We start from the raw sequence: 22845 nt of genomic DNA, 5'->3' as shown, positions 1-22845 counted from the left end.
TCAGGAACCATGAAATGTTTAAAGGGAAGTCTCCAGTCAGACGAAACTGACTGGAAACTTCCTTTTTTTGGGTCCACCTTCCGGCTCGGCTGACGCTCAGGCAGCAAGTTGGACGACTTTTTCGGCTTACTCAGGCTGGAGAGCCAAGAGGGCAGCGAGTTAGACGACTTTTTCGGCTAACTCCGGCTTGAGAGCCAAGAGGGCAGCGAGTTAGACGACTTTTTCGGCTTACTCAGGCTGGAGAGCCGCCGGGGCAGCGAGTTAGACGACTTTTTCGGCTTACTCAGGCTGGAGAGCCAAGAGGGCAGCGAGTTAGACGACTTTTTCGGCTTACTCAGGCTGGAGAGCAGCCGGGGCAGCGAGTTAGACGACTTTTTCGGCTTACTCAGGCTGGAGAACCGCCGGGCAGCGAGTTAGACGACTTTTTCGGCTTACTACTGCTGGGCATGCACTTGAGCAGCTAACCTTAGGCATCAAAAGGAAAGAGGAGGCGTCGATGAAGACGACCTCCTCTTTCCCATTCCACTAACCGCATTTCAGTCTCGCTGCGGAACCCATTCAAAAGTTTCCGCTAAAGGAACCATCCTCAATGCGTGTACGTGTAATGAGCCGAATCGTATTGCGGTCCCGATTTCTCATAGGTGAACCACAGCTCGATCGACTGGCCTGAGGCCACTCCCTGGATCGTATGCGTCCAGTTGGAACCGCTTTGGACCATGCGCACGTTCTGCTGGTTGGCTCCGTTGATCGTGTAATGGACATCGACGTAAGCCGCCGCCGTCTTGGGTGCGAACACTAGGGCTTCCGACGTGCCCGACTTGGTCACTGTCGCCGTATAATCGGCGGCTGTGTAAGTCAGGACATTGCTGGCCGATGCGAACTGCAGCCAGTTGATATTGAACTGCGGACCGCTGATGTAGACGCGGAGCGTCTGAGGCCCCGCGGCCAGCTGTACCTGCGCCGATACGGTCGTCCAGGTCTGCCAGCCGCCTGTATTCGGCACCGTTACCGTGGCCAGCGTCGTACTGCCGGAGCGCAGCTGGAATTGTCCCGTCGCATTCGGGCTCGCCACTCTTGCCTGCAGCGTATACGTTCCCGCCTGGGCGACGTTGACGCTGTAATCCATCCAATCTCCAGTATCAAGATAACCGACGTTCAGCCCGCCTCCGGTATCGGTTGTCGCCTCCGTCTGCACGCCGCTCATGGCCGCGTAGCTCTCGGCTTCGATCTTGCCCGGAATCGCTCCCGCTGACGGAGCCGGCGTCGGAGTCGGCGTCGCCGTCGGTGTCGGGGTTGGCGTCGGGGTAGCCGTTGGGGTCGGGGTTGGCGTCGGAGTCGTTCCGCCGGCCCCTTCCGTCGCCGAGCCGTTCGCAGGCACCGACATCGTCTTGCCGTCGGAGAAGGTGACCGTGATCGCGGAGCTGCCTGCATTGTAAGCCGTATACGTGCGGACGCCGTTTTTCACGAATACGGCGTAGAGCGGCGTATTCGCCGTCACGGTGCGGTCCTGGACGCCTATGGCATCCAGATTGTAGATCCAGTGGTACGCGAACGCCTTGGAGTTGCCCGCCTCGGCGGAGAGGGCGTTGCCGCGCGCGTTCCAGAAGCTTTTCGCTTCCGCCGGATTCGAGATCGCTCTGTACATATAGATCAGGTCTTCCCACGCGTCGAAGTTCGTGCCGCCGTTCTCCGATACAAGCGCGTTGTAGTTCTTCGCGGCGTAATCCGGGTATTGGGTCAGATACAGCGATGCCCCCGTGAACGGCAGCCAGTTGATGCCGTGCACTTCCTCCGGGTTGCCGGTCCACCAGGTGCCGTCGCCTACCGTCTTGCCGCCCCAGACCATGCTCGCGGTAGAGCGGGTGAAGCCGGCCGGGCGGTTGCTGCCCGCGACGTCGAACCAGTATTCATTGATCGCGTTCATCTCGGTCGTGTACAGGGAAATGCCTGTATCGCGGATCGCGGTGTCGCCCGTTGCTTGGCCCCACAGGATCATGCCCGCCCAGGCGTTCATGCCCTCGGAGGACGATTCGTTGTTGTTGCCGTCCCCAAACCTCGCATGGCCGGAAGCCCACGAATGGCCGGCATAGGGATCGAAGTTCCTCAGGTAAGGGAACATCGTGTCCGTGCGGCTGCTGCTGGCGATGTCGCGGATGAGCAGGTTGACCATCGGTCCCCAGGCGGCGGCCCAGGCTTTGTCCGTCCTGGCGATTTCCGCAGCTGCCTTGATGAAATAGCCGTAGTGGAAATGATGGTCGTTGAGCTCATTGTTGGAGCCGTAGCTGGCCGGATAGCCGATGACGGTTCCCCAGTTGCGGTTGTAATAGAAGACATTGCCGCTCTTGAGATTGCCGGCGGCGTCGCTCGACTTGAACCAGCCCTGGAGAATCGTCTTGATCGAGCTGCGGAACTTGTTCGCCGCCGTCGTGTCGCCGATCTGGTCCGCGATCGGAGCGAGCGAGGCCAGCTTGCCGAGCGTCTTGCCTACCCAGTAGGTGTCGGCGTCGCCGCTGTACGTCTCGGCTTCCGCCTGGTCCACATACTGCTGGAGCAGCGCGCGGTCATAGGAGCCTTTGTCCGGCAGGGAAGGCAGCACGCCATTGAAGTTCATGACGGTCTGGAAAGAGCTCCCTTCCCCCGTCTTCATGAGGCCGCGCACCGAATTGTACGTGTAGGAGAGCAGCGGGCTCGAGCTGTTCTTCCATTGATGCGGGTAAAGGGCGAAGATCGTGCCCGTCTGCGTGCCCTGCTTGGCCTGCGTCGTGAAGGCAAAGGTCGACGTAACCTTGCTCGTCGAAGCGTTGTACGCATAGGACACTTGAGTTCCCGTCACATGCGAGTAGGCGTACTGGGCGTATTTGTTCAGAGTCGCCTGCGTGTTGTCAGGAAGGACGGCCACCGAGAAATACGAGCTGCCGTTGTTCGTCAGCGTTTTGCCGCCGATGCCGCTCCAGGTGCTGCCGCTCGCGCCGAACAGCCCGTAATGCGCGCCGGCGACCGTAATGCCGAGAACCGGAGTGCTTGCGCTGCCGGACCAGACGGTCGGAGCGTCGTAAAAGTCCACCTTCGGACTGCCGCCCGCATACGTGAAGTACACATACGGAGAACCATGTCCGTAAGTGACGTTCATTTCGTTCGCGCCGCTCTTGTATTGAGCCTTCACGAACCAGTCGCTGAAGCCGTCGACCTTGGCGTCGGGGAAGCTAGAGACGGCCGTATGCCCGACCGTGAAGTCGTGGATATCGTTGATCCAGCCGCAGACGCAGCTGGAGTTGGCCGTGATCCTGTTGCCCGGATAATAGATGCGGATGCCTCCGGAGCCGTTTTTCATCGCCAGCGGATGGGGGTATTGAGCTTCGGAATACGTGTCCCAGGCAAGGTTGCTCCACCAGTCATTGGTAGGCATCGCTCCCGTGACGTTGGCCGTCTTGTAGATATTCGCCTGAGTATCAACCGCTCCGGTCGGAAGTACGGTGGAATAAGAGCCGGAGCCGAGCGCGACTTCGCCGTTGAAGGCCGTCGCCTTGCCCGCTGGCAGCAAGGACAGAATAAGGGCCAGCATGAGCAGGCCCGCCGTCATTTTCTTCATTTTGTTCCTCCTCGACTATTGATAACGCTTTCATAAATCAAATTCGTCTTTCCATCTCCTTTCCCTATCATCCATTCATACAGGGACGACCCCGTATATGATCATCGTACCAACACAGCAGCGGCCGATAAAGGCTCCTTTTTTCGGGTTTATTCCCTTTTTTTCACATGTTTGGCGAAAATAAAAGACGACGGCTTTTGCCGCCTGCCGGCCGTTGCTGTCGTCCGGATCGGAATCATCCCGAAAAAAGAAAAAGATCCTGGGCAGCATCGGGCCAGGGGCTGTCGATCTCTTCTGCGGCGGTCCTCAAGCGGAACCGGACGGCCGGTCGCCGGCCGGCAGAGCGGCGATCATCGTAATGATGAACAGGGTGCCGTCTCCGACCTGGGAGATCGCATAAATGGTTCCGCCCATCAACTCGACTAGAGTCTTGCTGATGGACAAGCCGAGACCGGTCCATTCCTGCTTGAAGCGAGAGGCGTCTGAAGCTGGATGAACGGCTGAAACAGCTCGTCCATCTTTTCCTGGGGAATGCCGATTCCCGGAACAGATCCAGCGTTTCTCCCAGGCATTCCTCCACTTCGAACGGCTTGCAGTCCTGCTCACGGTCGATCGTGGAGGTACTGGCCGGCAGGAATAGATTCTGAGAAGTCCAAAAAGCTTCATCCCGCATCGGCGGGATGAAGCTTTTTGGATTCGAATTTCTACGGAATGGTTCTTCTTCAAGCTTTAGCTGAGCGAACCCAAAGCTTCCTTCGTGAACGTCTGCAGCTCATCCGTGCGGCCGTCGCGAATTTTCTCCGCCCATGCCGGATCGCCCAGCAGCGCGCGGCCGACGGCGACCAGATCGAACTCGTTCTTCTCGAAGCGCTCGATCAGGCTGTCGATTCCTTGCGCCTTGCCGCCTTTGCCTTCAGCGAACAGGCTGGTGAACTCGGAGTCAAGGCCGACAGAGCCGACTGTAATCGTAGGCTTGCCGGTGATTTTCTTGGTCCAGCCCGCAAGGTTCAGGTCGGAGCCTTCGAACTCCGGCTCCCAGAAGCGGCGCGTGGAGCAGTGGAAGATATCGACGCCGGCAGCGGACAGCGGGGCGAGGAACTTCTCGAGATCCTCCGGAGTCGGAGCGAGCTTGGCCGCATAGTCCACCGGCTTCCACTGCGAGAAGCGGAACACGATCGGGAAGTCAGGACCGACCGCCGCGCGGACCGCCTCGATGACTTCGACCGCGAAACGGGTGCGTCCGACCATATCGCCGCCGTATTCATCGGTGCGCTTGTTCGTCGTCTCCCAGAAGAACTGGTCGATCAGATAACCGTGCGCTCCATGGATCTCCACGCCGTCAAAGCCGATGCGCTTGGCGTCGGCGGCCGCTTGGGCGTAGCCTTGCACAAGCCCGCGGATTTCTTCCGTCGTCAGCGGCTCCGACACGGGCTGGCCGGTGAGGCCGAGACCGGAAGGACCGATCGGGGCAGCATCGGATTCCGGGAATTTCTCTCTCTCGCGGGCAGTGCCCACATGCCAGATTTGCGGAATGATCTTGCCGCCGGCTTCATGCACTTCGCGGACGACGCGCTCCCAGCCTGCCAGCGCTTCCTCTCCATAGAAGTGGGGCACGTCACGGTCGGCAGCGGCCGCCGGATGGTTGATGACCGTTCCTTCGGTGATGATCAAGCCGACGCTGCGCTCGGCACGGCGACGATAATAGCCGGCCACGTCAGGGCCGGGAACGCCTTTCGGCGAAAAGCTGCGGGTCATAGGGGCCATCACGATCCGCGTATCTAGGTTCAGCTTGCCGCCCTCGAAAGGCTCGAAAAGCGCTGCTGCAGTTTTGGACAAAGTCATCTATGTCTCTCCTCCTGTGTGGTGCTGATATATATCCATAATCTTGAATATATCGATTAACCGAGCGGAATGCAAGCCCTGTGCCGAGCTTGAACGCTTCAGTTCTCTTTGCCCTGCAGATCGAACGCGAAACCGGAAAGGAATTTTTCAATTCCCTGCTCGTTGCGCCTGTAATACGTCCATTGGCCGTAACGGCGAGATTCCAGCAGACCCGCCTTTTGCATGGAGGACAGATAAGAGGAGATGACGGACTGGGTCAGCCCGGCCTTTTCCTGGATGCTGCCTACGCAGACGCTGCCCGGAAATTCATTCTGCACCTCGCGAGGCTGGGTGCTGAACTGCTTGTCAGGCTCCCTGAGCCAGCAGAGAATATTCAGGCGAGTCTCGTTGGAGAGAGCTTTCAGCACGGCAAGCTTATCGTCTTGATTCATCGCTTACACCCATTTCTACCCGATAGTTTACCTCCATTATAACAGAAGAATACGTCGAAGAAGAATGAACCTTCTTTGCCATCCTATCATCCCGACTTGCGGGCTTTGCCGGACTACCACGGCCCATGAGAAAAATGATAACCACATTAGTATTTATTCAGACTGCGTTTATCGCTTGCTTCTCCGTGCTAAAATTTGATGGGCGGAGGGTCTTCCACCATTCGCCAATTCCGCAAAGGCCCGGCATGTCCATGCAAGCCGGCCCTATATTCGCTAAGGGGGAATTCCCGTTAATGAGATCCATCGATGAACTTGAACATACAGCACGCGTGCATACGGTTATTGAAGTGGTAAAGGAGGTGCTGGACGAATCCGTCCTGACCGACGATTTCATCGCCGGCCTGCAGCGTCTTAGCTTCGACGAGCTGGGCAAATTCGTGCTCCGCCTCGTCACGACCCGCACGCTCGACCAGGCTTGGGCTCCGCATCTTCAGGAACAGGCTGGAGAGGGCAGTCCTTTGAAGTACGCCTGATTCAAAACCCCCGGTCCCAAAGCGCGAGCTGGCCGGCATAACCTTGCGAGGCCGCCTTTCCTGAGCCGGATCCGGGGCGGCGTCGTCGACAGATCCGCTTCGCGCCGCAGCAGCCATTCGCGCAAAGGCCTGCGGAATGCCGGCCAGCCATCCCCGGCGTCGAATTGATCCATCGTCGAAAATAAAGGATCGCCTCCGACGGCATCGACATAGATGCCGTCTTCCTTGTTGTTCCATTACGGATTGTCATACGGAGGCTCCTGCGCGCCATGGCGGATGACCTCGTACTCAAGCGGGCCGAGCCGCCGCCGGAGCTCCCCTTGGGGCAGCAGGGCAGGCCAATGCTTCGCGGCTCGAAAGGCTGCACCATGCACCAGAAGCAGCCGCCCGCGAAGGTCTCCTGCTTCAGACCGGTGCAGGGGGAGAGGCGGCTATGCTCTTTCTTGCCGTGCGTGCTTCTTCATGCGCTCCCTGCCTGCCGACGGCTTCGGACTTTCCTTCTTGATTCAAGGCTTTTCGCCCCCTCTTGATCCGCCTAGTGCCGCCTATGCAGCATGGCCGGTCCGACTACCAGCCCGCCACGGTGCCGTCGGTGCGGAAGTCGGTGCCGCCGCACAGCACCCCGCTTGCCGGATCGCGCAGGATGATCTGCCCCCGGCCGAAGGAGCCGAAGCCCGACTCCAGCGTGATCCGGTGGCCCATCCGCTCCAGCGACTGGGCTGCCGCCAGCGGGAAATGCGGTTCCAGCGATACGGTCAGGTCCTTATGCCATTGCCAGCGCGGCGCGTCGAGCGCGGCCTGCGGATGGAGGGCGAAGTCCACCATGTTCATGACGGCCTGGACATGGCCCTGGGGCTGCATGTAGCCGCCCATGACGCCGAACGGGCCGACCGCCTCTCCGCCTCGGGTCAGGAATCCCGGGATGATCGTATGGTACGTTTTTTTGCCCGGCTGAAGCGCGTTGGCATGGGCAGGATCCAGCGAGAAATCGCTGCCTCGGTTCTGCAGCGCGATGCCGGTTCCCGGGACGACGAGGCCGGAGCCGAAGCCCATGTAGTTGCTCTGGATGAAGGAAACCATATTGCCTTCGCCGTCGGCGGCGGCCAGATAGACGGTGCCTCCCGAGGACGGCTCTCCCGCTTCCGGCATCCGGGCTTGCGGGCCGATCAGACCCCGGCGCAGATCGCCATAGGAAGTAGACAGCAAATCCTTGACCGCGACGTTCATATGGGCAGGATCAGTAATGAACTTGAGCCCGTCGGCAAACGCGAGCTTCGTCGCCTCGATCTGGCGGTGCAGGGCTGCAGGAGCGAGCAGGCTGTCCGGGGCGAATTCCATGCCTCCCAAAATATTAAGCGCCAACAGCGCGACAAGTCCCTGGCCGTTCGGCGGAATCTCCCACACCTCGTAGCCGCGATAGTTGACATGGATGGGGTCCACCCATTCCGGCTGGAACACGGCCAGATCCTCCGCGGTCAGGAATCCGCCTTCGTCGCGCACATAAGCCGCAATGCGTTCCGCGAGCTCTCCGCGGTAGAAGCTGTTTGCGCCCGATTCGCCGATCGAGGCCAACGCCCGGGCATGTCCCGGCGAGCGCCACAGCTCGCCCGCCGCCGGAGTCTTGCCGCCTGGAGCGAACGTGTCGTACCAGGAGCGGGCGGTATCCTGAGGCAGCCTCTCCCGGTAGATGCGGGCTGCGCGTTCCCAGTAGTAGGCCGCCGTCGGGGACACCGGAAAGCCTTCATTCGCATAGCGGATCGCCGGCTCCAGCGCCTCGATCAGCGGCAGCTTGCCGAAGCGGCGCGACAGCTCGCCCCATGCGGCCGGCGCGCCGGGCACCGTGACGGGGATGGCGCCGAACTTCGGCATCTCCGAGTGGCCCCGCTCCTTCACGGCGTCGATCGAGATCGAGGCAGGCGCCGGGCCGCTGCTGTTCAGGCCATGCAGGCGGCCTTCCGTCCACACCAGGGCGAAGGCGTCGCCGCCGATGCCGTTGGAGCAAGGCTCCACGACCGTCAGCGCCGCAGCTGCCGCGATCGCGGCGTCGATGGCGTTGCCGCCTTTTTTCAAAATATCGAGGCCGGCCTGCGCGGCGAGCGGCTGCGAGGTGGCGACCATTCCATTGCGCGCGTACGTGGGAAGACGATAGGAAGGATGCGGATGATAGAGCGGATCAAAGGTCATGGCGATAGTTAGGCCTCCTGGGCGGATTGCAAGATGTTCGGCTGCAAAGCCGATTTTCTACGTGTGCAGTCGGTAATGCGTGGTTGGCGGCGAGTCGTGTCCTGTCCATGTTCAAGCTAATGCCCGTGATCGTGAATATCGTCTGCATTGGCTGTCAGAATGGCCGCTAACAGCGACAGGATCGAAAACAGGATCAGCATCATTCCCAACCCTTTTCCACTCCAGCTGCCGAATTTCCTTCTACGGGACAATAAAACGACACCGGCGATGAAAACCGGGGCGGCAACCCAGGCAAACGATGCATCCATCCTGCTCATGGCCTCCTCCTTGCTTCGGCACGCGGCGATTCGCTTGTCTATACGACCGCAAGCGCCCACAGCAAGGGCCGATTGCGCTTCGTGATGATCCGCACGCCGCGGCCTCCATTCCGTTTCAAGCGTTATCTGTTAGACGCTTGGATGGTCGTTGTTGTTTCGGCTTCATATTGCCGCGCATGACTTCCATCTTCTCTTCTTGACCTTGCAGCCGGTTTCCGATATGGTGGATAAAACCGATATCCGCCATCTGCTGTGACCAAGGCCAGCATGCCCCGCCGTTCGCCGTCCAGAGAGGAAACCCCAGGCTGCAAGGTTTCCCGCATCGAACCCCGGCATCCCCACCTTGCGAGCTGCATCCGTGCCTGTCCGCAGGCCCGGCGCCGGCTTCCTGCCGTTATCCGTCTCAAGGGCTTCCTGCCGCCAGTCCGGCCGGAGCCGAACTCAGGGTGGTACCGCGACGCATTCGTCCCTGGACGAATGGGTCTTTTTTGTTTTATGCGGCCCATTCATCCGTTGACGAATGGGTCTTTTTTGTTTTATGCGGCCCATTCATCCGTTGACGAATGGGTCTTTTTTGTTTTATGCGGCCCATTCATCCGTTGTCGAATGGGTCTTTTTTGTTTGCGGCCCATTCATCCGCCGACATCACACAAGGAGGGACCTTTCATGCTTCAAAGCAAGCTGCTTCTATCCACCCTGCGCGACACCCCCGGCGAAGCCGAGGCTGCCAGCCACCGGCTGCTGCTGCGGGCGGGCTTCATCCGCCAGACGGCCGCCGGCATCTACTCTTATTTGCCGCTGGGACGCAAAGTTCTCCGCAAGGCCGAGCAAATCATCCGTGAGGAAATGGAGAAGGCCGGCGCCCAGGAAGTTCTTCTGCCCGCGCTGCAGCCTGCGGAGCTGTGGCGGGAGTCCGGCCGCTATGACGCTTACGGTCCGGAGCTGATGCGCATGCGCGACCGCCACGACCGGGAGTTCGCGCTCGGCCCGACGCATGAGGAGGTCGTCACCTCTCTCGTCCGGGACGAGGTATCCTCGTACCGGAGGCTTCCGCTGACGGTCTATCAGATTCAGACCAAGTTCCGGGACGAGCGCCGCCCCCGGTTCGGACTGCTGCGCGGGAGGGAGTTCCTGATGAAGGATGCCTATTCCTTCGACACGACGCAAGAGGGGCTGGACCATTCCTATCAAATGATGTTCGAGGCGTATAACCGGATCTTCAGCCGTCTCGGCTTGAACTTCCGCCCCGTCGAAGCCGATGCCGGAACGATCGGCGGCGACGGAGGCACGCATGAATTCATGGCGCTTGCCTCGATCGGAGAGGATACGATCGCTTCCTGCACCTGCTGCGGGTATGCCGCCAATCTCGAGAAAGCCGAGGCGGGACGGATATTTGCGAACGATGCCCGATCGGGCCGTCTATTCGGGAACAATAGCCCCGCGGATGAACCGGCACCCGCCTCCCCGGCATCGGAGCCTGCAAAAATCCATACGCCCGGTGTCCGTACAATCGGGCAGCTGACCGCGTTTCTGGAGCTGCCTTCCTCGCAGATTCTCAAAACCGTGTTGTTCGAGGCCGACGGAAGCATCGTGGCCGTCGTCGTCCGCGGCGACCATGAGATCAACGAGCTCAAGGTCAAGAATTTCCTTGGAGCGGATTCCGTCTCGCTTGCCGAGGCTGGCGCGGTCATGAAGGCGACAGGCGCTCCCGCAGGATTCGCCGGTCCTGTCGGGCTGGATATTCCCGTCTATGTCGATCATGACGCGGCTGCCGTAACGGACGGAGTCGCCGGAGCGAACGAAGAGGACTTCCATATCCGGGGCGTTCATGCGGGAAACCATCTAGGGGCTGCGGTTGTCGGCGATTTCCGCAATGCACTGGTTGGCGACCTTTGTCCGAAATGCCAGGAAGGCACGCTTGCGTTCCATCGCGGCATCGAGATCGGCCAGGTATTCAAGCTCGGCACGAAATACAGCGAGAAGCTGGGGGCCGCCTTCCTCGACGCTGAGGGCAAAACACATCCGATGATCATGGGCTGCTACGGCATCGGCGTCTCCCGCCTTCTGTCCGCAGCCGTGGAGCAATCCCATGACGAGAACGGCATTGTGTGGCCGGCGGCGCTGGCTCCGTTCCACGTCCATGTCATTCCGGTGTCGGTCAAGGACGATGTCCAGATGGCTCTCGCGGACAAGCTGCGCCTCCAGCTGGAGCAAGCCGGCGCGGAGGTGCTGGTCGACGACCGCGACGAGCGGCCGGGCGTCAAGTTCAAGGATGCCGACCTCATCGGCATTCCGGCACGCATCGTCGTCGGCCGCGATGCGGCGGACGGCAAGGTGGAGTTCGTCCGGCGAGGCAGCGCGGACAAGGCGAGCCTGACTGCGGAAGAAGCGGCGCGGCAGGTGCTGGAGATGGTGCAAGCCCTGCGGACTGGAAGCTAGTTCCCGGAACGGGCCGCTTCCGGGTTGGCGGAATGACAGGCATTTTAGCCGGCTCTATTCCGAAGTAGAAAAACAAAAAAAGGCAGCCGTCGAGAGCTGCCTTTTTGCTATGCCTGCAGCATTTTAACCACCATGAAGATGAAGATCTGACTCTTGCAGCTGCGAGACTGTACTTGGTTCTCCGTCCCTGTGCAGCCGCTGCAGCAATTCCTGGTTTCAGCCGGCTCTCTGCGACAGCTTGGCTTCTGTTAGCTGGGATATTTCCAATTAAGAAAAGAGCCTACAATTGGTAGACTCTGTCTGATATGCTATATTTGTACAGATCGCATGTGGTGTAAGGCACCCTCCGGAAAGGAGGCATGCCTATGGATACTTTCCAGTCGATCATGGCATTGATCGCGTTCGGTTCTTTTCTGCTGGCGACTCTGACCTACATCGATAAACGATTTTCATTTGAGTAACCAAACAAGCCCGCTTCCGAGCAGTCGGAAACGGGCTGTCTGTCGTTAATTCCTCTATGCAAATCCGCCTCTAAACGAATCTGCCTCCCTCTTGAAAGTCAAACGGTCTTCCCTGCCGAGGAAAGGCTCGCCGGCTCTCCCATGCGCTCGTGCAGGAAATCGACGACATGCATGACCTTCATCGCGGCCGGGTCTCCGTGCTTCTGCACCCCGAGCTTCATCTGCAGCAGGCAGCCGGGATTGCTCGTGAGCAGGTAGGCCGCTTCGGTGGCGTTGGCATGCTCCATCTTGTGCTCCAGAATCTGCCCCGCCATTTCCGGCTGTGTGACGTTGTATATGCCCGCGGAGCCGCAGCAGCGGTCGGCTTCCTTCATCTCGACGAACGAGGCGCCCGCCACCTGGCGGATCAGCTGCCTCGGCGCTCCCGAGCTTCTCATGCCGTTGCGGAGATGGCAGGAGTCCTGGTAAGTGACACGTACGCCGCCATTCTGCTCCGAGAAGGCCGGCAGCCTGCCGCTGCTGAGCAGCAGCTGGCTGACATCGACGACGCGGGCAGCGAACTCGACGGCCAGCTCCGCATACTCTTCGTCTCCATGCATCAGATGGCCGTATTCCGCCAGCTGCGCGCCGCAGCCGCCGGCGTTGGAGACGATATGCTGGATGCCCGCATTCCGGAAGGCGTCCAGGTTGGACCGGGCGAGCCCTCGCGCCTGATCCAGCTCCCCGCTGTGAGCATGCAGGGCGCCGCAGCACACCTGATTGTCCGGGATGACGACCTCGAAGCCGGCCTCCGCCAGCAGCTCCGCCGTGCGGACGTTCGTCTCGCTGAACAGCACGTCCATGATGCAGCCCCGGAACAGGGCGACGCGTGCGATCGGCTCTCCCTTGGCGGGAACGACCGTGCCGATGCGGTCTACGACGCCCTTTCCCGAAGCCTCGGGAAGAATCTGCTCCATTTCCCGCATGGCCGCCGGGAACAGCTTCATGATGCCCGTACCGCGCGCGACCTGCCGAAGACCTGATTTTTGGTAAAAGGACAACGATCGGCCGAGCCACTTCAGGCGGGAGCGATGCGGCAGCACATCCTTGAAGAAGAGCCTCCGCACTCCCTTTGCCGGCAGGCTGTGATCCGCATGATCCTCGATTGCGTCCCTGGCCTGCTCCAGCAGCTGCCCGTATTTGACGTCGGCAGGACAGGCGGGCTCGCAGGCCCGGCAGCCGAGACAATGGTTCATCTGCTCGGCGAACGCCCTGTCAGGCTCCATGATGCCGTCGGCGACGGCCTTCATGAGCGCGATCCGGCCGCGCGGCGATTCCGGCTCCAGCCCCGTCTCCCGGAATGTCGGGCAGGCCGGCAGGCAGAAGCCGCAGCGCATGCAGTTGGTCAGCTGGTCGTAGTCCAGCTTGGCCAGCACCGTTCTCGACACCGGGTTGGCATGCTGCACATCCGGCTTGCCGAGCAGGCTTCCGGGTCCCGAATGCGGCTGTACCGCTAATCCGAGGCCCCTATTCGTTCCATTAGCCACGATCGATCACCACCCTTTTGCGAGTTTCCCCGGCCAACATCTTCCCGGGATTGAGCAGATGATGCGGGTCGAACGCATCCTTGATGCCTTTCATGACGGCGATGCCGCTCGCCCCGACCTTCCATTCCAGGAACGGCGCCTTCACGACGCCGACCCCGTGCTCGCCGGTAATGGTGCCGCCAAGCTCGATCGCCGCCTCGAATATTTCCGCGAAAGCCTGCTCGACCCGGTGGACCTCCTCCGCATCCCTAGCGTCTGTCGTCGCGGTCGGATGCAGGTTGCCGTCTCCCGCATGCCCGAAGGTAGCGATCGAGACGCCGTACTTGTCCGCGATTTCCCGGATGCGCAGCACCATGTCCGCGATGCGGGAGCGGGGAACCGTCGCATCCTCGAGAATCGTCGTCGGCCGCAGCCTCGCCAGCGCCGTGAACGCGCTGCGCCTCGCCGCAATAAGCTTCTCGGCCTCCTCGCGCGTCCGGGCGACTTCGACCCGGTCGGCCTTTTCGGCTTCGCAGATGAGCCTGATGGCTTCCATATCCCGCTCGACCGCCTCGGGATCGCCGTCCTGCTCGATCAGCAGGATCGCTTCCATATCCCGCGGCAGGCCCAGATGGGCGAAATCGTCTACGACCCGGATCGTCGGGTTGTCGAGAATTTCCAGCGTGGCCGGAATGATCTTGTTCTCGATGATCCGCGAGACGGTCCGGGCCGCGCCGTACAGGTCCTTGTACATCGCGAGCATCGTCTTTTTGCCGGCGGGCGGGGGCACGAGCTTCAAGGTCGCTTCCGTAATGATGGCCAGCGTGCCTTCCGAGCCGACGAGCAGCTTGGTGAGGTCGTAGCCGGCCACATCCTTCATGAGCTTGCCGCCGGTGCGGAGAACTTCCCCATTTGCCAGAACGGCCTCGAGGCCGAGCACGTAATCCTTGGTCGTTCCGTATTTCAGTCCGCGCAGGCCGCCCGAGCACTCGCTGATGTTGCCTCCGATCGTCGAGATCTTCATGCTGCTCGGATCGGGCGGGTAGAAGAGCCCTAGCGATTCGATATGCTCGGTGAACGCGGCGGTGATCATGCCCGGCTGCACCGTTGCCGTCAGATTGTCCATGTCGACCTCCAGCAGCCGGTTCATCCGGTGCATGACCATGACGACGCCTCCCTGCACAGGGACCGTCCCCCCGCATAGGTTGGAGCCGGAGCCTCGGGACACGACCGGCACGCGGTACTCCGCAAGGACCTTCATGATCTCGGACACCTGAGCCGTCGAGTCCGGGTAGATGACGCCGTCCGGCAAGCTCTGGAGCATAGGCGTGCCGTCATAGGAATGGGCGACCCTCGCCTCCGGATCGTCCCTGAAATGCTTCTCTCCTACGATATCCCGCAGCCGTCTCGCCATGGCCGGATCCAGCATGTTCATTTCCCCTTCCATTTGTAAAAAGTATAGCGTTCAACCGTCGCGCGGACATGTGAATACGCCTTTTTATCATCAGGTCATCTGACGACTTTGGAAATCATTATATGCTATACTGATTTTATTGTATAGAACGTTTTGGGATGCCCCGGGAGGTCGCGATGAAAATCATCCAAGCCAAAGGCCATGAGCTTGTAGCCGAACATATGCTGGAACAGATCCGCTCGGGCGCCTGGCAGCCCGGTCAGCGGCTGCCCTCCGTCGTGGAGCTGGCCGAATCGTACGGCGTCGGCCGCTCCACGATCCGCGAGGCGGCCAGCGCGCTCAAGGCGACGGGCTGGCTGGATGTGCGCCAGGGCGGCGGCACCTTCGTCAAGGCGGTATTACCAAGTGATCCTAAGCAAGGCGCAGACCAGATGTTCCATAATGCGGGCTCCTTGACCGAGCTGCTGGAAGTTCGCAAGGTGCTGGAGATCGGGGCTGTGTCGCTCGCCGCTGCAAGGCGCGCCCCGGACGATTTGGCGCGGCTTCGCCAGATTCTCGCCTCCATGGAAAGCAGCCTCGAGGCCAGCGACACCGAGGCCGGAGAGCGTGCCGACACCGAGTTCCACATGGCGATCGTAGCCGCCTCGGGCAATTCGCTGCTCGCGCAGATGATGGAATCCCTCGCCGAGCGCTTCGCCTCCACCATCTCCCAGACCCGCGAGCTGTGGTTCTACCGCGAGAAGGGCACCGCCCAGCGACTGCTCGGCGAGCACCGGCGCATCTATGATGCCATCGAGGCCGGAGAAGCCAAGCTTGCGGAGCATGTGCTCGGCGAGCATCTGAACAAGGTGATCGATGTGCTGCAGGGCATCAAGGGCCGGCTCTGAAACTGACAGCTCCGGCATATGCTTTTCAGGCAGCCAGCCCGGGAATCAGCAGCTCTGTAACTATGGAAGCTTGAGCCCATGTCTCCATGAAGCTGTCTGGCGCGGACCGCCCTGCATTTAGCCGCTGCGGCTCGTCCGGCCCCGCCCTTCTACGATAAGACGCTGTCTGGCGCGGATCGCCCTGCATTTTGCCGATGGGGCTCGTCCGGCCCGCCCTTCTACGATAAACTGGCATTAATTCAGTAAGAAATAATTGAACTGCACCACTATGTAGCTGCTATCGGACATACGATCCGCTATTTTGCCGCCTTGAAGCCAATTTCACATTTATCGGACATACGTTCCGTTATTCCCCTCTGCAATATTTGGATCCCAATAATAATTCACAAATAGCGGATCCTATGTCCGATAATCAACCAGATCCTACGAATTCCCTCAAATAGCGGATCCTATGTCCGATACACATGTTGATATAGGCGATTGTAGAGATTCGCCGTATAAACAGCATAAAAACGAGCGCAGCCGGGCTCGTCGTGCTCCCGGAAGCGCTGGTTTTGTTGTTAAACCTGGATGGAATGACTTCCAAGTCAGTCTTTAGTGATGTTGAACCGTCCTGCCGCCGGTCGCGCTGGCATTGTCTTTTTCCGGGCCGCTGTCAGATAGGTTGCGGATGGTCCGTACATCGCTCCATGCTGTTAGACGCCCCATCTGCGATTGGCTAGCGGCTCCCTCGGCGGAAGAATCCATGCTGCTTCCCTAGAGCGATCGGATCCATTCCTTTCCTTTCCTTTCATTTCCTTTCCCTTTCCCTTTCCCTTTCCTTTCCTGCCATCGATACGGACACATACAGCACATTAATGAGAAGAAGTTGACCGCTGACCATGACAAGCAGGACGATGCCTGCGATGCCGGCATAAAATGGATGTCCAAGCCCCGAGCATGTGGAGCAGCGTCGGCTTGCCGATGCCTGAGCTGACGACAATGGCGACGAATTCCCCCTCGGCCGCTTCCATGGAAACTTTTGTCAATCGCCTTGACCTGATTGGGCTCCGCCCCATCGTTCGATCGTTCTGAGCTGTGCCATCTTCTATTATCGCCTGGCTTATCCGCATAGCTCGCTTGCATCTCAGTCCGTTTTCTTCTATTATAGACATAAGATGTCCATAATAAGGAGCAGATCACGCAAGGAGACACCGCGCATGCAATTTTCCAAAAGCACAGGGTACGCCCTCCATACTCTCATCCACTTGGCCCAGGCGGAACGCGGCCGGTATGTAGGCATCAAGGAGCTGTCCTCCAAGCTTGGAGTTCCGGAAAGCTACCTGTCCAAGATCATGTCCAAGCTTCGCCAGGACGGCATCGTCCGCGCCGTTACGGGAGCAAGCGGCGGCTACGAGCTCGCGCGCCCCGGGAACGAGATCACGTTCTTCGATGTCATTCGCGTGGTGGAAGGCCGGCAGCAGATGTATGAATGCCATTCCTCCAACACCCATCAGCATGAGCTGTTTGCCGAAGCCGATGCGTCCGGACCAGGCCGCGAATGCCTCGTGAAGAAGGTCATGGACGGAGCCGAGCGCCAGATGTTGGACTATCTGAAGCAGCATACGATCCAGGGAGTGCTGGATGCAGCCTCTTTCCCTTGCGGCGCCAACCACGGAGCATGAGGATGCAGTGGGTTCATGATGGAGGCTGACCGGGCATCAAGCCGCGAGGCTTCTTGCGTTGTTATTATGGATATAAAAGATCCAGAAAGGTTGGGATGGGCATGACAGCACAGTTGGACAGCATTATTATCGGAGGCGGACCGGCAGGCATGAGCGCCGCTCTCGTCCTGGGCAGAGCCCGCAGAAATGTGCTCGTGATCGACGAAGAGCGCCCGCGCAACCGGGTCACCCATGCAACCAACGGATTTCTGACGCGCGACGGCATCAGTCCCGGAGAGTTCAGGAAGGTCGCAAGAGAGCAGATCGCGGCTTACCCGTCGGTCCGCTTCATCCGCGATCAAGCGGTTGAAATTACTGGCAGCGACGGCGACTTCCGGTTGAAGACTCTCCATGGCGACAGCTACCGGAGTAAAAAACTGCTGTTCGCCTCAGGCAAGAAGGATCTCCCTATGAATATCCCCGGGCTTGATGATGTATACGGCCGCAGCGCCTTCGTCTGCCCCTTCTGCGACGGCTGGGAGCTGCGGGACAAGCCGCTTGCGCTGATCGTCAATGGCCCTCAAGCGTTCCACTTCGCCAAGCTCGTGTCCGGCTGGTCGCGCCATATCGCCATCTGCACGAATGGACCGGATGAGCTGGCCGATGAACAGCGGGAGCAGCTGGCAGAGCGTGGAATTCCTTTGTATACTTCCCCTATCCAGCAAATTGAATCCAGCGAGGGCATCGTCACGAAAGTCCTTCTGGAGGACGGCATTTCCGTGCCATGCAGCGGAATCTTCTTCGGTTCCAAGCTCGCGCCCGGATCCGATCTGCCCGCCGCGCTTGGCTGCATCATCAATGAGCAGGGAGTGCTGGACGTGGACATACTGGGCAAAACAAACTTGCCGGGCGTATTCGGGGCCGGAGACGCTGCCACGCCGATGAATCAAGCTATTATCGCCGCCTCTATGGGCTCCGCCGCAGCTGCAGGCATCGTCTCCGAGCTGGCTGAAGAAGACTGGGCAAGCCGGATCCAAGCGAGCCAACCGACTTCGCCGCTTATCGGCGAAAAATCGTGGATGAATAGGAACAACCAGCGCCTCTCATAGTCGGACAAAGCCAAAAAGGGTTCCCGGGCAGAAATCTGCTTCGGGAACCCTATGCTGTTTTTCCTTGCACGTTACCGTCTCGTATCGATCGGCTTCAAATGCGCCTCGATCTGCTCTCGCCGCGCCTCCAGGAACGGAGGCAGCGCCAGCGTTTCGCCGAGCTCGGACAGCTCCTCGTCGGTGTCGAAGCCCGGTCCGTCAGTCGCCAGCTCGAACAGGATTCCGTTCGGCTCACGGAAGTAGAGCGAGCGGAAGTAGAAGCGGTCCACGAAGCCGGAGTTCGAGAAGCCCGCGCTCTGGATGCGGCCCACCCAAGCCCGCAGCTCCTCCTCGTCCTCGACGCGGAAAGCGACGTGGTGAACGCCGCCGCGGCCAAGCCGCTCGCGCTCCAGGTCATAGCGCTCCTCTACATGCACCTCCGCCCCGCTGCCGCCCTCGCCCGTCTCCAGCACGATGACGTCAGGCTGGCCTTCCTCGTAAGCAGGGAAAGCGCCTTTGCGGCGGAAGCCCATCAGCTCCGTCAGCACGGCGACTGTCGGCTGCGCGTTGGCGACCGTGAGCTGCACCGGGCCGAGCCCGGTAATGCCGTATTCCTGCGGAACGGGGCTCAGCTCCCACGGCGTGCCTGCGGCGACTCCGGCTCCGTGCTCGTCGGAGACGAGCACCAGCCGTTGCCCTTCCGGGTCGCGGAACGCCAGCGTGGCGCGGCCGGCGCGATCCCGCACCTCGTCGCGGTCGACGCCATGCTCATCGAGGCGCTTCGTCCAGTACTCCAGCGCCTCGTCGCTGCGCACCCGCAGCGACAAGGACGAGATGCTGCTCGTGCCGGGACGGTTCCTGCCTGCCATAGGCATCTCGAAGAACGTCAGCTCCGTTCCCGGATTCCCCTTTTCATCCCCGTAGAACAGATGGTACATGCTGGTGTCGTCTTGGTTGACGGTCTTCTTGACCAGCCTCATGCCAAGCACTCGAGTATAAAAATCATAGTTCAGCGACGCCTTGGCGGTAAAAGCGGAAAAATGATGCAGGCCTTTCAATGCTGCAGTCATCGTTGTTGCCTCCTTCTATGGAAACCAAACCGATCCTCATCCGTTCGAACACCGAAAAGGATTAAGCCACAGGAATAATTGATCTGCTCCAGCTCAGCCTTGGCGGAAATGCTTGGAGAACCATGCCGCAGCTGCTTCAACCTCGGTCCCCGTCAGCTGGTGACCGTAATTCTCCCAGTGAAGGTCGACGTCAGATCCGGCTCCGGCGAGCAGCGACTTCAGCTCCTCCGTCTCATGCGGCGGGCAGATCCGGTCGTTCATGCCGGCTCCGATGAACACCGGCAGCCCTTTCAGCTCCGGCAGCTGCAGGCCGCGGCGCGGAACCATGGGATGATGGAGCGCCGCTCCGCGGAAGGAAACGGCCTCATGGAAGATCAGGCTGGCTGCGATATTCGCTCCGTTGGAATAGCCTACGGCAATCATATTGGAGCGGTCGAGTCCGTATTTGGCGGCTGCCTCATCCAGGAAATCCCTCAGCTCGCCCGTGCGGCGCACAAGATCCTCCTCGTCGAAGATGCCCTCCGCCAGCCGCCGGAAGAAGCGGGGCATCCCGTTCTCCAGCACGCTGCCGCGAACCGACAGCACGGCCGACTCCGGAGAGATCATCTCCGCCAGCGGCAGCAGATCATGCTCCGTGCCTCCTGTTCCATGGAACAATACCAGCGTCGGGGCGTCTTTGCTGCGGCCTTCCTTGTATAAATGGACCATGCTCATGATTATTCCTCCCCCAGGCTGCGTACCGTGATCGGCAGCAAGCCGGCTTCGATCTGCCCCCGGTGCGGCTCGTACCAGTCCGGCAGCATCAGCTTGGCGCCGAGCTGGTCCTCCGCCTCGTCCACTGCGAATCCCGGCGGATCGGTTGCGATCTCGAACAGGATGCCGCCGCTTTCCCTGAAGTACACCGCGTTGAAATACTGGCGGTCGATGACCGGCGTCGGCTGGAAGCCTCCGGCCGCAGCAGCCACTCTCCACTGCTCGTGCTCAGCGAAGTCCTTCGCGCGCCAGGCGATATGATGCACCGTTCCCGCGCCGCCGCTGCCATATTCGACATCCTCGAGCGGCACGTCGACGACGTTGCCGAGCTCGCCTTCGCCGATGAAGCGGGCGAAGCCGTCCGACTCTCCGGCAGCCTTGAGGCCAAGCGTGTCGGTCAGAGCCCGGCGCGTCGCGGCCGAATTCGTGCTGTACAGGAGCGCTCCGCCAAAGCCCTTTACGGCTTTGTCCGACGGCACGCCGCCAAAGCTCCAGCTGTTTTCGGGTCCTTGCTCGCGCTCGGCGATTTCCAGCAGCATGCCTTCGCGGTCCGCGAATTGCAGCAGCTCTTCTCCGAAGCGGACGGCCTTCGCCGTCTCGACGCCGAAGCGGGCCAGCCGCTCTTCCCAGAACGCCATCGAGCCGGGAGGCACCGCCAAAGTCGTGATGCCGACCTGGCCGCCGCCGACGCGGCCTTTGCGCGAGCCCGGGTGAGGGAAGAAGGTCAGGATCGTGCCGGGGCTTCCATGCTCGTCGCCGAAGTAGAGGTGGTACACCTCAGGAGCGTCGAAGTTGATCGTTTTTTTGACCATGCGAAGGCCGAGCACGCCGGCGTAGAAGTCCACGATCCCTTGCGGATCGGTAGCGAAAGCGGTGATATGGTGGATGCCCTTGGTTGCGAGTGTCATCGTAAATTCCTCCCTATTATCTTAAAGTTAAAGTGTTTGACGTGCGAAGGCTGTTTATTCAAAGTTAAAGGCAATTGTGCCGGAGGGCGGCGGGATTCTATCCCTTCTCCGCCCCGCGCCCGAGCTTCTTCAGCAGCGATGCCGCCAGCTCCTTCTCCTCCGGATCGAGTCCGGCCGTCAGTGAGTGGATCAGCGCAGCATGCTGAGGAAAAATGGAATCGAACAGCCGCCGTCCCTGCTCGGTCAGCTCGGCGAACGTCACTCTTCGGTCATCCTCGCATGGGATGCGCTTCAGCAGCTCCTTCTTTTCCAGCTTGTCGATGTTGTAGGTCACGCTGCCGCTCGTCACGAGAATCTTCTCCCCGATCTGCTGCAGCGGCACCCGGCCCTTCGTGTACAACACTTCCAGCACGGTGAATTCGGATGGCGACAAACCGTATTTCTTCATATCCTTGATCGCCAGATCCATGATCGTCCGGTAGGCCTTGGACAGGACGACGAACAGCTTGAGCGATGATGCCTGATCATCTGGTTTCCTCGTCGCTTCCGTCATTGGTCATCGCCCTCCCGAATATCTTAAATTTAATTATCTTAAATTAAAGATAAATGATTTTGCGTCCGTTGTCAACACGTTCAGCGGACTTCTTTTGTACAATGGCTGCTGCAACACAGCCGGGATTGGCTTTCAGCAATTGTGGCGACTCCGATCGCCGACACGTATCGATGTGCCATGCACCTCGCGCGGGTTCCGGTCCTGCTTCAGACTGTCTGCCAACCCGCAATTGGAATATGGAACCGCTGCTTTTATATGCCGAAACCCGCATGCTCCGCTCGCTACTTGATGCAGGTCGTTATTCGGGCTCAAAGGCTGTTCCGCCATTATTTAAACCGATCTACTTTGAGGAAGGGATACGATGAAACGATCAACGGGCAGTAGTTATCGGACATAGGATCCGTTATTTAGTCAAAAAAGCGTTTCCCCGTCATTTATCGGACATTAGATCCGTTATTCTCGGTTTTTTATCGGGATAGCGGCAGCTGAGAGGAGAATAGCGGATCGTATGTCCGATAGCAAAGAAAATAGCCGATTTCCAATGAAATAACGGATCGTATGTCCGATAGCAAGCTTTAGAGCTGGTTTTTGATGCCATGACGCCGCGTATCCCCCGATAACATACAATTACTGATTACCGATTACCGATTATCGATCACCGAGTACCCATTTCCGAGAATCGAGTACCGATGACCGAGAATCGAGGACTGATGACCGATGACCGAGAATCGAGTACCGAGTACCGATTACCGAGTACCGAGTACCGATTACCGAGTACCAATCCAATGACGCCACGTCTATCCGACACTTTAAAACCGGTCTTGGCAACGATGACATGTATGTCGGGCCCAACCAAATGCCAAAACGCCACTTATTCCCGGAACATCAGTTTAACCGCCGACTTATAGGAGTTCAGTGCCGACAGATCGTTTGCTTCCAGCCAGGTTTCAATACCTCCTTTTCCGCTATAACCGTTCTGCCCTGCCAGCCCTGTGATAGACGAATCGTGATTAAGAAGGGAGACGGCGCTATGAACGTCGGGTTGGCCTTGATTCCATACGAGGACAAAAGCATTCTGCAATTCAGCTGATCCAGCTGTACCGGTACGAATTTCCGCATATTTATATAAGTACAGACCACGGCTGTTCAGGGCATGCCCGTCAAACTCGCTGCTGCAGTTCCGTGTTTGTTTTCGAAGCCTGAAACCCGATCAGCGCTGCTTCCCGGA

At 59.6% G+C, this 22845-nt stretch carries 19 protein-coding genes; 6 read left to right on the top strand and 13 right to left on the bottom strand.

Annotation, left to right across the window (positions count from 1 at the left end; all coding sequences use genetic code 11):
• Positions 1–586: 586 nt before the first annotated feature.
• The 4 genes from ACLBWT_RS07205 to ACLBWT_RS07190 form a co-directional block, all read right to left on the bottom strand.
• Positions 587–3589, bottom strand: coding sequence for a glycosyl hydrolase (locus ACLBWT_RS07205; RefSeq protein WP_447662359.1), 3003 nt, complete (start codon positions 3587–3589; stop codon positions 587–589).
• Between the two features lie 306 nt (positions 3590–3895).
• Positions 3896–4033, bottom strand: a complete 138-nt coding sequence (locus ACLBWT_RS07200) for a hypothetical protein (protein WP_447662358.1) — start codon at positions 4031–4033, stop codon at positions 3896–3898.
• A gap of 285 nt (positions 4034–4318) precedes the next feature.
• Complete coding sequence (locus tag ACLBWT_RS07195) at positions 4319–5431, bottom strand: NADH:flavin oxidoreductase (protein ID WP_447662357.1); 1113 nt, start codon at positions 5429–5431, stop codon at positions 4319–4321.
• A gap of 98 nt (positions 5432–5529) precedes the next feature.
• Positions 5530–5862, bottom strand: a complete 333-nt coding sequence (locus ACLBWT_RS07190) for an ArsR/SmtB family transcription factor (RefSeq protein ID WP_447662356.1) — start codon at positions 5860–5862, stop codon at positions 5530–5532.
• A gap of 293 nt (positions 5863–6155) precedes the next feature.
• Here ACLBWT_RS07190 and ACLBWT_RS07185 point away from each other — a divergent pair, with 293 nt between their 5' ends.
• The gene (locus ACLBWT_RS07185; RefSeq protein WP_447662355.1) at positions 6156–6395 is read left to right on the top strand and encodes a hypothetical protein; all 240 of its coding nucleotides are present in this window, start codon (positions 6156–6158) and stop codon (positions 6393–6395) included.
• Here ACLBWT_RS07185 and ACLBWT_RS07180 read toward each other — a convergent pair.
• The 3 genes from ACLBWT_RS07180 to ACLBWT_RS07170 form a co-directional block, all read right to left on the bottom strand.
• Complete coding sequence (locus tag ACLBWT_RS07180; protein WP_447662735.1) at positions 6353–6610, bottom strand: peptide-methionine (R)-S-oxide reductase; 258 nt, start codon at positions 6608–6610, stop codon at positions 6353–6355. The two genes, ACLBWT_RS07185 and ACLBWT_RS07180, sit on opposite strands and share 43 nt — an antisense overlap.
• 352 nt (positions 6611–6962) lie before the next feature.
• A complete protein-coding gene (locus ACLBWT_RS07175) occupies positions 6963–8579 on the bottom strand; it encodes a gamma-glutamyltransferase family protein (protein WP_447662354.1) in 1617 nt (538 codons plus the stop codon).
• A 116-nt stretch (positions 8580–8695) separates the two neighbouring features.
• Entirely contained in the window at positions 8696–8887 is a 192-nt protein-coding gene (locus ACLBWT_RS07170) for a hypothetical protein (protein WP_447662353.1), read from the bottom strand.
• A gap of 675 nt (positions 8888–9562) precedes the next feature.
• Here ACLBWT_RS07170 and ACLBWT_RS07165 point away from each other — a divergent pair.
• Both ACLBWT_RS07165 and ACLBWT_RS07160 read left to right on the top strand, forming a co-directional pair.
• Positions 9563–11335 (top strand): proline--tRNA ligase, encoded by a 1773-nt coding sequence (locus ACLBWT_RS07165; RefSeq protein WP_447662352.1) that lies wholly within the window; start codon positions 9563–9565, stop codon positions 11333–11335.
• A 365-nt stretch (positions 11336–11700) separates the two neighbouring features.
• Positions 11701–11796 carry a putative holin-like toxin gene (locus ACLBWT_RS07160; protein WP_447662351.1) on the top strand — a complete coding sequence of 32 codons (96 nt, stop codon included), beginning with the start codon at positions 11701–11703 and terminating at the stop codon, positions 11794–11796.
• A 98-nt stretch (positions 11797–11894) separates the two neighbouring features.
• On the opposite strand, the gene ACLBWT_RS07155 is transcribed toward ACLBWT_RS07160, so the two are convergent.
• Together ACLBWT_RS07155 and ACLBWT_RS07150 are read right to left on the bottom strand one after the other, a co-directional pair.
• Positions 11895–13259 (bottom strand): (Fe-S)-binding protein, encoded by a 1365-nt coding sequence (locus ACLBWT_RS07155; protein WP_447662734.1) that lies wholly within the window; start codon positions 13257–13259, stop codon positions 11895–11897.
• 55 nt (positions 13260–13314) lie between these two features.
• Positions 13315–14730: an FAD-linked oxidase C-terminal domain-containing protein gene (locus tag ACLBWT_RS07150; RefSeq protein WP_447662350.1), complete on the bottom strand. Its 1416-nt coding sequence runs from the start codon at positions 14728–14730 to the stop codon at positions 13315–13317.
• A gap of 161 nt (positions 14731–14891) precedes the next feature.
• Between ACLBWT_RS07150 and ACLBWT_RS07145 the strand changes: the two genes are divergently transcribed.
• The 3 genes from ACLBWT_RS07145 (at position 14892) to ACLBWT_RS07135 (ending at position 18354) form a co-directional block, all read left to right on the top strand.
• Positions 14892–15602: a FadR/GntR family transcriptional regulator gene (locus ACLBWT_RS07145; protein ID WP_447662349.1), complete on the top strand. Its 711-nt coding sequence runs from the start codon at positions 14892–14894 to the stop codon at positions 15600–15602.
• A 1199-nt stretch (positions 15603–16801) separates the two neighbouring features.
• Complete coding sequence (locus ACLBWT_RS07140) at positions 16802–17266, top strand: RrF2 family transcriptional regulator (protein WP_447662348.1); 465 nt, start codon at positions 16802–16804, stop codon at positions 17264–17266.
• 101 nt (positions 17267–17367) lie between these two features.
• Positions 17368–18354: an NAD(P)/FAD-dependent oxidoreductase gene (locus ACLBWT_RS07135; RefSeq protein ID WP_447662347.1), complete on the top strand. Its 987-nt coding sequence runs from the start codon at positions 17368–17370 to the stop codon at positions 18352–18354.
• Between the two features lie 71 nt (positions 18355–18425).
• Here the strand turns inward: ACLBWT_RS07135 and ACLBWT_RS07130 are convergent, their stop codons facing one another.
• The 4 genes from ACLBWT_RS07130 to ACLBWT_RS07115 all read right to left on the bottom strand — a co-directional run bounded on the left by ACLBWT_RS07130 (position 18426) and on the right by ACLBWT_RS07115 (position 21617).
• On the bottom strand, positions 18426–19403 hold the full coding sequence (locus tag ACLBWT_RS07130) for a ring-cleaving dioxygenase (RefSeq protein ID WP_447662346.1): 978 nt from the start codon (positions 19401–19403) through the stop codon (positions 18426–18428).
• Positions 19404–19496: 93 nt separating this feature from the next.
• Positions 19497–20111 carry an alpha/beta hydrolase gene (locus ACLBWT_RS07125; protein WP_447662733.1) on the bottom strand — a complete coding sequence of 205 codons (615 nt, stop codon included), beginning with the start codon at positions 20109–20111 and terminating at the stop codon, positions 19497–19499.
• A gap of 8 nt (positions 20112–20119) precedes the next feature.
• Positions 20120–21064 carry a VOC family protein gene (locus tag ACLBWT_RS07120; protein ID WP_447662345.1) on the bottom strand — a complete coding sequence of 315 codons (945 nt, stop codon included), beginning with the start codon at positions 21062–21064 and terminating at the stop codon, positions 20120–20122.
• A gap of 97 nt (positions 21065–21161) precedes the next feature.
• A complete protein-coding gene (locus ACLBWT_RS07115; protein ID WP_447662344.1) occupies positions 21162–21617 on the bottom strand; it encodes a MarR family winged helix-turn-helix transcriptional regulator in 456 nt (151 codons plus the stop codon).
• Between the last annotated feature and the right edge of the window lie 1228 nt (positions 21618–22845).

The sequence above is a fragment of the Paenibacillus sp. D51F genome, assembly GCF_053345695.1.
This window is presented reverse-complemented; position numbering and strand designations above follow the sequence as displayed.